The sequence below is a fragment of the Pseudomonas sp. Lz4W genome (assembly GCF_000346225.2).
Taxonomy (GTDB): Bacteria; Pseudomonadota; Gammaproteobacteria; order Pseudomonadales; family Pseudomonadaceae; genus Aquipseudomonas; species Aquipseudomonas paraversuta.
The window spans coordinates 1,078,004-1,089,851 of sequence record NZ_CP017432.1 but is presented as its reverse complement, the minus strand read 5'-3'; the positions used below and the strand labels follow the sequence as shown (position 1 = coordinate 1,089,851).

12 protein-coding genes are annotated in these 11,848 nt (G+C 56.8%); 10 read left to right on the top strand and 2 right to left on the bottom strand.

Annotation, left to right across the window (positions count from 1 at the left end):
* Positions 1 to 160: 160 nt before the first annotated feature.
* A complete protein-coding gene (locus B195_RS05240; RefSeq protein ID WP_003443103.1) occupies positions 161 to 2,365 on the top strand; it encodes a bifunctional diguanylate cyclase/phosphodiesterase in 2,205 nt (734 codons plus the stop codon).
* A 155-nt stretch (positions 2,366 to 2,520) separates the two neighbouring features.
* Here the strand turns inward: B195_RS05240 and B195_RS05235 are convergent, their stop codons facing one another.
* Positions 2,521 to 2,826, bottom strand: coding sequence for a DUF2288 domain-containing protein (locus B195_RS05235; RefSeq protein WP_003443105.1), 306 nt, complete (start codon positions 2,824 to 2,826; stop codon positions 2,521 to 2,523).
* Positions 2,827 to 3,181: 355 nt separating this feature from the next.
* Between B195_RS05235 and B195_RS05230 the strand changes: the two genes are divergently transcribed.
* The 9 genes from B195_RS05230 (at position 3,182) to B195_RS05190 (ending at position 10,873) form a co-directional block, all read left to right on the top strand.
* Positions 3,182 to 4,321 (top strand): branched-chain amino acid ABC transporter substrate-binding protein, encoded by a 1,140-nt coding sequence (locus B195_RS05230; protein WP_269465423.1) that lies wholly within the window; start codon positions 3,182 to 3,184, stop codon positions 4,319 to 4,321.
* 249 nt (positions 4,322 to 4,570) lie between these two features.
* Complete coding sequence (gene livH, locus B195_RS05225; RefSeq protein ID WP_003443109.1) at positions 4,571 to 5,494, top strand: high-affinity branched-chain amino acid ABC transporter permease LivH; 924 nt, start codon at positions 4,571 to 4,573, stop codon at positions 5,492 to 5,494.
* On the top strand, positions 5,491 to 6,747 hold the full coding sequence (locus B195_RS05220) for a high-affinity branched-chain amino acid ABC transporter permease LivM (RefSeq protein ID WP_003443111.1): 1,257 nt from the start codon (positions 5,491 to 5,493) through the stop codon (positions 6,745 to 6,747). Before livH ends, B195_RS05220 begins: the two co-directional genes overlap by 4 nt.
* Entirely contained in the window at positions 6,744 to 7,511 is a 768-nt protein-coding gene (gene livG / locus B195_RS05215) for a high-affinity branched-chain amino acid ABC transporter ATP-binding protein LivG (protein WP_003443113.1), read from the top strand. The genes B195_RS05220 and livG overlap by 4 nt, the downstream gene beginning before the upstream one ends.
* Positions 7,512 to 8,213, top strand: a complete 702-nt coding sequence (locus B195_RS05210; RefSeq protein ID WP_003443115.1) for an ABC transporter ATP-binding protein — start codon at positions 7,512 to 7,514, stop codon at positions 8,211 to 8,213.
* A 186-nt stretch (positions 8,214 to 8,399) separates the two neighbouring features.
* On the top strand, positions 8,400 to 8,702 hold the full coding sequence (locus B195_RS05205) for a DUF2282 domain-containing protein (protein WP_003443123.1): 303 nt from the start codon (positions 8,400 to 8,402) through the stop codon (positions 8,700 to 8,702).
* 22 nt (positions 8,703 to 8,724) lie between these two features.
* Complete coding sequence (locus B195_RS05200; protein WP_003443134.1) at positions 8,725 to 9,603, top strand: DUF692 domain-containing protein; 879 nt, start codon at positions 8,725 to 8,727, stop codon at positions 9,601 to 9,603.
* Positions 9,600 to 10,373 (top strand): DNA-binding domain-containing protein, encoded by a 774-nt coding sequence (locus tag B195_RS05195; protein WP_003443135.1) that lies wholly within the window; start codon positions 9,600 to 9,602, stop codon positions 10,371 to 10,373. The genes B195_RS05200 and B195_RS05195 overlap by 4 nt, the downstream gene beginning before the upstream one ends.
* On the top strand, positions 10,370 to 10,873 hold the full coding sequence (locus B195_RS05190; protein ID WP_003443136.1) for a DoxX family protein: 504 nt from the start codon (positions 10,370 to 10,372) through the stop codon (positions 10,871 to 10,873). The genes B195_RS05195 and B195_RS05190 overlap by 4 nt, the downstream gene beginning before the upstream one ends.
* On the opposite strand, the gene B195_RS05185 is transcribed toward B195_RS05190, so the two are convergent.
* Positions 10,864 to 11,778 carry a LysR family transcriptional regulator gene (locus B195_RS05185; RefSeq protein ID WP_003443137.1) on the bottom strand — a complete coding sequence of 305 codons (915 nt, stop codon included), beginning with the start codon at positions 11,776 to 11,778 and terminating at the stop codon, positions 10,864 to 10,866. The two genes, B195_RS05190 and B195_RS05185, sit on opposite strands and share 10 nt — an antisense overlap.
* Positions 11,779 to 11,848 lie beyond the last annotated feature (70 nt).

Below are 11,848 nucleotides of genomic sequence, written 5' to 3'. Positions count from 1 at the left end.
TGCCGCCTTAGCGCTAAGAGGAATAGCGATCCTAATTCTCATAACATAATGATAGACATCATCTTGCCATCATTGCTGCAGCCAAAATTCCAGCCTCTATACTTGAGACCGAGCTAGCGCCTGACGACTAGCAAATCTGCAATCAGTGCCGAGGCACGCTATGGAATGGCTGGACTTGCAGTTTTTTGGTCCGCACATGGATAACGGGCAACAACTGCTTTACAGCAGCCATAACCCTTATCTGGTATTTCTCGCCTATCTGGTGGCCTGTGCGGCTGCTTTAGCTGTGCTGCACATGGTGGAACGTACTACCAACAGCGAAAAAACCATGGCAAAAACCGTGTGGCGATGGCTTGGCGCCAGCTGCCTGGCAGGCGGTATTTGGGCCATGCATTTCATCAGCATGCTGGCATTTGAATCCCGGTCCGAAACCCACTACGACCTTGGCATCACCAGCGTCTCGCTGTTCATTGCATGGATTGGCACCCTCATCGCCATGCAAATCCTCAATAGCCCTGCCCCCAGTCGTGCCCGGCTACAGCTGGCGGCGCTGGTTTTTGGGGTGGCTGTTTGCTGCATGCACTATGTCGGCATGTCAGCCATGCACTCCAACAACCTGACCCATTATCAACCGCAGCTGATCGCTCTCTCCTTGTTCACGGCCGTCGCAGCAAGCTATGGCGCGCTGCTGATGACCTCTTGCCTGCTCTCCACCAGCGGTTTGCCCCATCAGCTTTTCAAATACGCCATCAGCCTCGCTGCCGGAGCAGCCCTGCTCAGCGTGCACTTCATCGGCATGTGGGCGATGCACACCTACTCGCCTTCTGGCGACACCGGTCAGGCATTCATTGAAAACAACCACTGGCAACTGGCCTTGATGGTGGCCCTGATCAGCTTGTTGCTGATTGGCTGCAGCATCAGCGCAGCCTTGGTCGACAAGAAACTGCAGCACAAAGAGCATGACCTGAAACGGGTCAACGCCCTGCTCAGCCAACTTGACCTCGCCCGCGTGTCCTTGCAGCAGGTGGCGCTTTACGACCCGCTGACCAATCTGATCAACCGGCGCGGGTTCAACCAGATTTTTGCCGAAAAGCTGATCGAGCGCACGGCACACAACGGCAAGCTGGCGGTGATGTTTCTCGACATTGATCACTTCAAGCGCATCAACGACAGCCTGGGCCATGATGCCGGGGACCAGTTGCTCAAGACCATCGCCACCCAAATCAAAAGTGCCACCCGCAGCCATGATGATGTGGTCGCGCGTTTTGGCGGCGATGAATTCTGCATTTTAGTCAGCCTCAACCACCGCGATGAAGCTCAAAGCATGGCCCAGCGCATCATGCTTAAACTCAAAGAGCCCATCGAGTTGGCCGGCAGACGCATGGTGATGACCACCAGCATCGGCATCAGTGTGTTTCCGGATGACGGCACCACCAGTACCGAGTTGCTCAAACACGCAGATCTGGCGCTCTACCAGTCCAAAGGCAATGGTCGCAATAGCCTGACCTTCTTCAGCTCGAACCTGAAAGCCCGCGCGTCGCTGGAACTGCAGATAGAAGAAGAACTGCGCAATGCACTGATCGATGGCAGCGGATTACTGGTGCATTACCAACCCATCTTTGACCTTAAGACAGGCCGTGTCGCCAAACTCGAGGCCCTGGTGCGCTGGCAGCACCCTGAGCATGGCTTGCTCGCCCCGGACCGTTTCATCAGCATTGCCGAAGCCAACGGTCTGATCGCCGAACTGGACCACTGGGTGTTGCGCAAGGCCTGTCAGGACCTGGCTGCCCTATCACGCATGGGCTGGCAGCAACTGGGGGTCGCGGTTAATTGCTCGGCACTGAATCTGGTACGGGTAGAGCTGGCCGACGAGATTGAAAATGCCCTGCGAACATCCGGCATAGCCCCCCATCGACTGGAGCTGGAAGTCACAGAAAACGCCTTGATGGGAAATATCAACAGCACCTCGCAACTGCTTCGGCAGATTCGCGCCCTCGGCGTGTCACTGTCGATTGATGACTTCGGCACCGGGTATTCCTCCCTCGCCTATTTAAAGCGCCTGCCTCTGAACACGTTAAAAATTGACCGTTCATTCATTCAGGAAATCCCGGCCTCCAGCCAGGACATGGAAATCGTCCAGGCCATTATCGTCATGGCCCACACCCTGCACTTGCAGGTGGTCACCGAAGGCGTTGAAACCAATCAGCAATTCGAGTTCCTCAGGCAATACGGCTGCGACTATGTCCAGGGCTTTCTGCTAAGCCGCCCGGTACCTTTTGAGGCTCTGCATGAGTTGCTCGATGAACTGAATAAACGCTCCCTGGCCGAGCCCGGGCACACAGCCTTTCAACTCTCGAGCCAGTAAGCCCGAAGCCATCTGGCAGGCACAAAAAAACGCCACAGTCGGGACTGTGGCGTTTCTCTACGGCAACTGGCCACTACGGCGAAACCAGTTACTGCCCTACACACTCACGACCTGAAATGCCTACGGCAAAAAACGCTCTAACTTGGTGCTTTATATTATTTCTCTGCCCTTTCCTGGACCATAACCCAGGGGGAAACCACCACTGCCCACAACTGCGGGTTACGCTCAAGAACGTCTAGCGCCTGCGCTTCGGTCATCTTTCCAAGCACTCCGGACGCCATCCAGGCGGCCACTTTCTCTGCATCATCCTGAGTCACGGCCTGCGCCGCTTCGATCAGGTCCAGTGCAGGATCAACCCACAACAGATCGCCTTTGGCGAAGAACGGCTGCAAGGCATCCCATTCAATAGTTGAGGTCTCGCCAAGCAGCTTGGCATAGAGGGTGCTAGGTTCTTGGTTCATGGGTTTCACCTGGTAAAAAATCGGCGTAATGATAGCGCCGCTCACCGGGTAGAAAAACCCGAATAAAGGTGGAGACGCCAAGAAAGAGTAAGGGCTAAGGACGGCAAGGCTGATCTGGCAACATTCAGATAAAAAACATCAGCATATTCCGCCGCCATTCTGTCTCTTTCTTTCGTTTAAGCGACATTTCCTGCTTTTTCCCTCGGATACACGCTATTCAAGCGCTAAACCGGCGCTCTACACTGTACCGGTACAGTTGCAGGGGGGATTGGCCGGGAATTTCGCTAGAAAAGACCCGGTCCGGCTGCCTTGGCTTCCAGGACTATAAAAATTACAACAGAAGAGTGGAGCACCAATAGAGATGGCTACTAAGCAAATTACCAAATTGTTTGCCGCGATGGTTTTGGCCGGGGTTGCCAGCCATTCGTTTGCAGCAGACACCATCAAGATCGGTATTGCGGGTCCTAAAACAGGCCCTGTTACTCAGTATGGCGACATGCAGTTCACTGGCGCCAAACAGGCTATTGCAGACATCAACGCCAAAGGCGGAGTTGACGTCGACGGCAAAAAGCTCCTGCTTGAAGCCAAGGAATACGACGACGCCTGCGATCCAAAACAAGCCGTTGCAGTAGCCAACAAAATCGTCAACGACGGCGTCAAGTTTGTAGTCGGTCACCTGTGCTCCAGCTCCACCCAGCCTCCTTCGGACATCTACGAAGACGAAGGCATCATCATGATTACCCCCGCCGCCACCGCGCCGGAAATCACCGCCCGTGGTTACAAGAACATCTTCCGCACCATCGGTCTGGACAGCGCTCAAGGCCCTGCGGCCGGTAACTACATCGCCGATCACGTCAAACCGAAAGTCGTCGCTGTGCTGCACGACAAGCAGCAGTACGGTGAAGGTATCGCCACCGCGGTCAAACAGACTCTGGAAAACAAAGGCGTCAAAGTCGCAGTCTTTGAAGGCGTCAACGCTGGCGATAAAGACTTCGCGGCGGTCATTGCCAAGCTCAAGCAAGCCAATGTCGACTTCGTTTACTACGGCGGCTACCACCCTGAGCTGGGCCTGATCCTGCGCCAGGCCAAGGAAAAAGGCCTGAACGCCAAGTTCATGGGCCCGGAAGGCGTGGGTAACGACTCCATCTCGCAAATCGCCCAGGGCGCTTCCGAAGGTTTGCTGGTGACCCTGCCACAAGCATTCGACCAACAGCCTGAAAACAAGGCACTGGTAGCGAAGTTCGTCGCAGACAAAAAAGACCCGACCGGTCCGTTTGTATTCCCTGCCTACACCGCAGTTGAAGTCATTGCCCAGGGTATTGAACAAGCCAAAAGCGAAGACACTGCAAAAGTGGCCAAAGCCATCCATGACGGGACATTCAAGACCCCGATGGGCGACCTGAGCTTTGATGACAAAGGCGACCTGAAGAACTTCAAGTTCGTGGTCTACGAATGGCACTTCGGCAAACCTAAAACAGAGGTTAGCCCTCAGTAAGTCCCGGTTCCTGATCTGACAACGAAGCCCACTGCGCGAGCAGTGGGTTTTGTTTTACGAACCCTGGATTCACAGAAAAGGGGCCGCGCTTTCGTGATCCGGAAGTCTGCCCACCTGAAAATCTTTAAAACCGTCACCAGCGGTTCGCTGGCAGAAGACCTGCGCTCAAAGTGGGTGAAAACCCCCATGACCCAGGCCGGAAAATGACTCCACCAGTGAAATGCGTCTCAGGTTTTTAGGAGCTTTGTAATGCCTGACATCTATCACTTCTTCCAAATGCTGGTTAACGGCCTCAACGTTGGCAGCACCTATGCCCTGATCGCCATCGGCTATACGATGGTTTACGGCATTATTGGAATGATCAACTTCGCCCACGGCGAGGTGTACATGATTGGTTCCTACATTGCGTTTATCGCCATCGCCGGCCTGACCATGATGGGTCTGGACAGCGTGCCATTACTGCTGACCGGGGCGTTTATCGCCAGCATCGTGGTCACCAGTGCTTATGGCTACAGCATTGAACGGGTGGCTTACCGTCCTCTGCGTGGCAGTAACCGCCTGATCCCCTTGATTTCTGCCATCGGCATGTCGATTTTCCTGCAAAACATGGTGCTGTTGTCCCAGGACTCGAAAGACAAATCGATCCCTAACCTGATCCCCGGCGGCTTCACCTTCGGTCCGGGCGGGGCTAGCGAAGTCGTTGTCTCCTACATGCAAATCGTAGTCTTCGTGGTCACCCTCCTGGCCATGCTCGGCCTGACCCTGTTCATCTCCCGTTCACGCCTTGGCCGCGCCTGCCGCGCCTGCGCCGAAGACATGAAGATGGCCAACCTGCTGGGCATCAACACCAACAACGTGATTGCCCTGACGTTTGTGATCGGCGCCGCTCTGGCAGCCGTTGCCGCCGTTCTGATCAGCGTGCAATACGGCGTGATCAACCCCGGCTCCGGTTTCCTCGTGGGGCTTAAAGCCTTCACTGCTGCAGTATTGGGCGGGATCGGCAGTATCCCCGGCGCAATGCTTGGTGGTCTGGTGCTTGGTGTGGCTGAAGCCTTTGGTGCCGATATCTTTGGCGACCAGTACAAAGACGTAGTGGCTTTCGGCCTGCTCGTATTGGTACTGCTGTTCCGTCCGACCGGCATTCTGGGACGTCCGGAGATTGAAAAAGTATGACTAGGAATCTTAAATCGGCGTTCTTCAGCGCCCTGCTGGTATGGGCCGTCGCCTACCCGGTACTCGGTCTGAAACTGACTATCGTCGGAATCAACATCGAAGTTCACAACACCAGCACCTTTACCCTGAGCGTGATTGCGATCTGCTCGCTGCTGATGTTTGTGCGCGTGTTGTTCAACCAGCAACTGAGCGCGGCCTGGAAGGCTTCGCCCAACATGCCAAAAGTGCCGTCCAAAGCCACTGACTTCCTGACCCTGCCCAGCACCCAGCGCTGGATCATTCTGGGTCTGGTGATCGTGGCCCTGATCTGGCCGTTCTATGGTTCCCGCGGTGCCGTGGACATCGCCACCCTGATCCTGATCTACGTGATGCTGGGCCTTGGCCTGAACATCGTGGTCGGCCTGGCCGGACTGCTCGACCTGGGTTACGTGGGCTTCTATGCAGTGGGTGCCTACACCTATGCATTGCTGGCGCACTACTTCGGCCTGAGCTTCTGGATCTGCTTGCCGCTGGCCGGTTTGATGGCAGCCACCTTTGGTTTCCTGCTGGGTTTCCCGGTCTTGCGTTTACGCGGTGACTATCTGGCCATCGTGACCCTGGGCTTTGGTGAAATCATCCGCCTGTTCCTGCGTAACCTGACGGACATCACCGGCGGGCCGAACGGCATCAGCAACATCCCGAAACCGACCCTCTTCGGCCTGAGCTTCGACAGAACCGCAGCCGAGGGCATGCAGACGTTCCACGAATACTTTGGCATCGCGTACAACTCGATCAACAAGGTGATTTTCCTGTACCTGATCGCGCTGGTGCTGGTGCTTATCGTACTGTTCGTGATCAACCGCCTGCTGCGCATGCCTATCGGTCGCGCGTGGGAAGCCCTGCGTGAAGACGAAATTGCCTGCCGTGCACTGGGCTTGAATCCGACCATCATCAAGCTGTCGGCCTTCACCCTGGGTGCCACCTTTGCAGGCTTTGCCGGCAGCTTCTTTGCCGCCCGCCAGGGCCTGGTGACCCCGGAGTCGTTCACCTTCCTCGAGTCGGCGATCATTCTGGCCATCGTGGTACTGGGTGGCATGGGCTCGCAACTGGGCGTGATTCTGGCAGCCGTGGTGATGATCCTGCTGCCGGAAATGATGCGTGATTTCAGTGAGTACCGGATGCTGCTGTTCGGCGCCCTGATGGTGCTGATGATGATCTGGCGTCCGCAAGGTCTGCTGCCAATGCAACGTCCTCATCTGGAGCTGCGAAAATGAGCCGCGAGATACTGAAAGTCAGTGGCCTGTGCATGCGCTTTGGCGGCTTGCTGGCGGTGAATGGCGTCGCGCTGACCGTCAAGGAAAAACAGGTAGTGTCAATGATCGGCCCTAACGGCGCCGGCAAAACCACGGTGTTCAACTGCCTGACCGGCTTCTACAAGCCATCGTCGGGCAGCATCCTGCTGGATGGCGAACCCATTGAAGGCCTGGCAGGCCATGAAATTGCCCGCAAGGGCGTGGTGCGTACCTTCCAGAACGTGCGCCTGTTCAAGGACATGACAGCCGTTGAGAACCTGTTGATTGCTCAACATCGCCATCTCAACACCAACTTCCTCGCGGGGCTGTTCAAAACCCCGGCGTTCCGTAAAAGCGAGCGCGATGCCATGGACTACGCCGCGTACTGGCTGGACAAGGTCAACCTGACCGAGTTCGCCAACCGCCCGGCGGGCACCCTGGCCTACGGCCAGCAACGGCGCCTGGAAATCGCTCGCTGCATGATGACGCGCCCGCGCATCCTCATGCTCGACGAACCGGCAGCCGGTCTCAACCCCAAGGAAACCGAAGACCTCAAGGCGCTGATCAGCGTTTTACGCAACGAGCACAACGCTACGGTGCTGTTGATTGAACATGACATGAAACTGGTCATGAGCATTTCCGACCATATCGTAGTGATCAATCAGGGCACACCTTTGGCCGACGGGACTCCGGAGCAGATCCGCGATAACCCTGAAGTGATCAAAGCCTATCTGGGGGAAGCGTAAATGCTGCAATTTGAAAACGTCTCTACCTTTTACGGCAAGATCCAGGCACTGCACGGGGTGAATGTCGAGGTACGTCAGGGCGAGATCGTGACCCTGATCGGCGCTAACGGCGCTGGCAAGTCGACCTTGATGATGACCCTGTGCGGCTCGCCCCAGGCCCAAAGCGGCAGCATTCGCTATCTGGGCGAAGAGCTGGTGGGGCTGACTTCGGCGCAGATCATGCGCAAGAGCATTGCCGTGGTACCGGAAGGCCGGCGGGTATTTGCCCGCCTGACCGTGGAAGAGAACCTTGCCATGGGCGGGTTCTTTACTGAGAAGCACGAATACCAGGAGCAAATGGACAAGGTTCTGCACCTGTTCCCGCGCCTGAAAGAGCGTTTCAATCAACGGGGCGGCACCATGTCCGGTGGCGAGCAGCAAATGCTTGCGATCGGCCGGGCGCTGATGAGTAAACCCAAGTTGCTGTTGCTCGACGAACCATCACTTGGGCTGGCTCCGATCATCATTCAGCAGATTTTCGACATTATTGAACAACTGCGGGATGAGGGCGTGACGGTGTTTCTGGTGGAACAGAACGCCAACCAGGCGCTAAAAATTGCTGACCGCGCCTACGTGCTGGAAAACGGCCGGGTGGTGATGCAAGGCACTGGAGAGCAATTGCTCAACGATCCAAAAGTGCGTGATGCCTATCTGGGCGGCTGACGCTGCCTGCGACACAAAACGGCCCTTCGGGGCCGTTTTTCATGGGCGCCGGAAAAGGTTGCGCCGACCGGAACCCTAACTTCTTTTCAGTCGCCTGTAACAAATCCCGGGCTGCTCTCTCTCTAGTGGGGTAAGCCGGCAGCATTCAGTGGCCGGCGTAGTAAATATCACCCCTGGAGACTCACCATGAACAACAAAACCACCCGCACTTTTTCCGCTGCAGCCCTGGCTCTTGCCCTGGGCTCTGCTTTGACCGTTGCCGCTTTGCCAGCCCAGGCGGCCGGCGATATGGAGAAGTGCTTCGGGGTTGCCTTGAAAGGCCAAAACGATTGTGCCGCAGGCGCGGGCACCACCTGCGCAGGCACCTCCAAAACCGACTACCAGGGCGATGCCTGGAAACTCGTGCCTAAAGGTACCTGCGATAAAACGGCCAGCCACACCTCATCCACCGGCTTTGGCCAACTTGCCGCTTTCACTGCCAAATCCTGATATCCAGCCATGGGTCCTGATGATGCACAGTTCAACTGCTTCGCTCATCGCGCCTCGTATCTCCCAGCTCCCGCCGCGTGCGGGCCTGGGGCTCAAGGCCGAACACTTCAAGGATGTACTGGAATCCCTGCCTGATGTCGGGTTCTTTGAAGTACATGCAGAAAACTACATGGTGGCAGGCGGCCCCTTCCATCATTACCTGGGTCTGATCAGAGAACGCTACCCGTTGTCGATTCATGGGGTCGGCCTGTCGATTGGCAGCGACACCCCACTCAATATCGAGCATCTGCAACGTTTACAAACTTTGCTTGCCCGCTACCGGCCCCGGGTGTTTTCAGAACATCTGGCCTGGTCCAGCCACGGACCGCATTTTCTCAACGACTTGCTGCCTTTGCGCTATGACCTGAGCACCCTGCAGCGGGTCTGCGCACATATAGATCAGGTTCAAAACACCTTGCAGCGCCAGATACTGCTGGAAAATCCCGCGACCTATGTGGAGTTCGACCAGACACATTTCGACGAAGCGAGCTTCATTCATGAAGTCATCACCCGTAGCGGCTGCGGCCTGTTACTGGACGTGAACAATGTGTACGTGTCCTGCGTCAACCATGACCGCGATCCCCTGGCCTATATCAACGCACTGCCCTTGCACGCGGTGGGCGAACTTCATCTGGCAGGCTTTGCAGAAGATATCGACCAGTCAGGGCAGCGCTTGCTGATCGATAGCCATGGCGCCCCCGTCGACCAGGCTGTCTGGGCGTTGTACCAGCAGGTACTGGAATGCGTTGGCCCGGTGGCCACGCTGATCGAGCGCGACAACCAATTGCCTGTTTTCAGCGAACTGCTCGCCCAGGCCGAACTCGCTGACTGTTACCTGCTAACGACCCGGGAGCGAACATGAGACTACAAGAAGCGTTCAGCGCAGCCGTGCTTGACTCCCAACAGCCATGCCCGCGAGGTTTGGTATCGCGCAACGGGCACATCGAGAGCCGTTTCGCGGTGTATCGCAACAATGTCCAGAGAGGGTTGATCAATGCGCTGGCATTCAGTTATCCCGTAGTGGCCAGGTTGGTGGGCGAGTATTTTTTTCAGGAAATGGCACGGCTATTCATTAAAAAAAGCCCGCCTGACAGCCCGATAATGAGCACCTATGGCGTCCGTTTTGCTGACTTCATTGGCGATTTCGAGCCCGCCAGGAGCCTGCCCTACCTGGCCGATACCGCACGTCTTGAGCGCTTGTGTGTAGCGGCCTATCACGCAGCAGACGCCTGCGCGGTGGATCCGCAGGTACTGGCCCGGATGCTCAAGGTGCCAGAAAGTCTCGGTCAGTTGCACCTGCAGCTGCACCCCGGCGTTGCAACCCTGGACTCGCCTTACGCCGTAGCCGATTTATGGGCCGCACATCAAAACGAGGAGCTAAGCCAGGGACTTGACCTGAGCCTGCCACAAAGCACCGTGGTGCTGCGTTATGGATTATCTGTCGAGGTATTCGCCGTCAGACCCGGTTACACGGCCTTTATCAGGCATCTGCAGAGCGGCCATGCCCTGGGGCCCGCCGCGGAACATGCGCTGCAGGTTGATCCTTACTTTGACTTGAGCCAGGCCCTGGCGCTGCTGATTACCCATGACGCCATCACTGATTTGTCCCCTGCTCCCGAGATTTCGCCATGAACACGCCTGTCGCAACCTCCTGCCTGTTACGCCGTTGGATCGAGTACGCAATTGCACTCATGCAGCGCATCCCCCACAGTTTGATCGCTTTGATCGCACGCTTTTCCATTGCCGCCGTGTTCTGGAAGTCAGGCCAGACCAAAGTCGAAGGTTTTGCCATCGACCTGGTTAACGGTACGTTCCAGCTCGGCGTACCGCACCTGGCCGCGTCCACCACCTACCTGTTCAGCACCGATTACCAGGTGCCACTGCTGCCCCCTGATGTAGCTGCATACGCGGCGACCCTCAGTGAGCACCTGTTCCCGGTGTTGATCCTGCTGGGTTTCGCTACCCGCTTTTCGGCGCTGGCCCTGCTGGGCATGACCCTGACCATTCAGTTGTTCGTCTACCCTGATGCTTACCCGACCCACGGCACCTGGATCGCAATTCTGTTGTACCTGATGGCAAGAGGTCCGGGCGCCTGTTCAATTGACCGGCTGATTGCGCGCCGCTATGGCTGAAGCCGGGCTAATGCCTCACCGCTACGCTGAAACCAGCCCGTCAGGTAGTCCGCCAGCACCTGGGTGCGCCTGGGCAAGCCCCCCTGATAGGGATGCACCAGATACATGGGATTGCTGCGGGTCTGATAATCACGCAACAAGCCGCGCAAGCGTCCGTCCGCCAGCTCAGCCTGGAGCATGTAAGACGGCAAACGGGCGATTCCCGAACCGATCAGGGCGGCTTTTTTCAGCAAACTGTAGTGATTACTGGCGAACACCCCCGATACCCGAACCCGATGCAACTCATGCTGCTGGTGGTACTGCCACTCCTCACGCCCACTGTAGTGACTGTTCAGCAAGCACTGATGCTCCACCAGTTGTTGCGGGGTATCCGGCTCGCCGTGTTGCTCAAGATAGGCCGGGCTGGCGCAAGTGACTTCATGCCAGGTCAGCACGGGCCTGGCCACTAACCGCTCGTGACTGCTCACTTGCGAGCGGATCGCCAGATCAAAACCGTCCCGCGCCAAATCGCGATAACTGTTGTTGAGCTCCAGCTCAATCTGCACCTGCGGGTAATCCCGGGAGAACTCCAGCAGCAGTGCATCAAAGAAGGTTTCACCCAGTGACACGGGCACAGTCATACGCACCGGACCTGCCATGTCGTCCTTTAGCCGTGCCAATGCCTGACGCGCACGCTCCACTTGTACTACCAGCGCCTGAGCCTGAGGCAGCAATGCAGCGCCGGCTGCAGTCAGACTCAGGCGCCTGGTAGTGCGGTGCAGCAACACCACCGAGAACTGCGCTTCAAGGTGGCTGATGCGCTTGGACAACTGCCCTTTGCTGCACCCCAGCTGCTGGGACGCCAGGGTAAAACTGCCGGCATCGATCAACACCGCGAACGCCGCCAGGTCATCCACTTCGCTCATTGATTGTTTCCATATGAAAACCAAAGGTTGCCCATTAGTGCGCTTATCACCTTAAAACACCAGCATTAGA

What these genes read in the sequence shown, in the direction of transcription:
- B195_RS05205 (WP_003443123.1), top strand. Translation starts at nt 8,400, where the DNA reads ATGAACAACAAAACCACCCGCACTTTTTCCGCTGCAGCCCTGGCTCTT.
- B195_RS05210 (WP_003443115.1), top strand. Translation starts at nt 7,512, where the DNA reads ATGCTGCAATTTGAAAACGTCTCTACCTTTTACGGCAAGATCCAGGCA.
- livH (WP_003443109.1), top strand. Translation starts at nt 4,571, where the DNA reads ATGCCTGACATCTATCACTTCTTCCAAATGCTGGTTAACGGCCTCAAC.
- B195_RS05200 (WP_003443134.1), top strand. Translation starts at nt 8,725, where the DNA reads ATGCACAGTTCAACTGCTTCGCTCATCGCGCCTCGTATCTCCCAGCTC.
- B195_RS05235 (WP_003443105.1), bottom strand. Translation starts at nt 2,826, where the DNA reads ATGAACCAAGAACCTAGCACCCTCTATGCCAAGCTGCTTGGCGAGACC.
- livG (WP_003443113.1), top strand. Translation starts at nt 6,744, where the DNA reads ATGAGCCGCGAGATACTGAAAGTCAGTGGCCTGTGCATGCGCTTTGGC.
- B195_RS05220 (WP_003443111.1), top strand. Translation starts at nt 5,491, where the DNA reads ATGACTAGGAATCTTAAATCGGCGTTCTTCAGCGCCCTGCTGGTATGG.
- B195_RS05185 (WP_003443137.1), bottom strand. Translation starts at nt 11,778, where the DNA reads ATGAGCGAAGTGGATGACCTGGCGGCGTTCGCGGTGTTGATCGATGCC.
- B195_RS05190 (WP_003443136.1), top strand. Translation starts at nt 10,370, where the DNA reads ATGAACACGCCTGTCGCAACCTCCTGCCTGTTACGCCGTTGGATCGAG.
- B195_RS05195 (WP_003443135.1), top strand. Translation starts at nt 9,600, where the DNA reads ATGAGACTACAAGAAGCGTTCAGCGCAGCCGTGCTTGACTCCCAACAG.
- B195_RS05240 (WP_003443103.1), top strand. Translation starts at nt 161, where the DNA reads ATGGAATGGCTGGACTTGCAGTTTTTTGGTCCGCACATGGATAACGGG.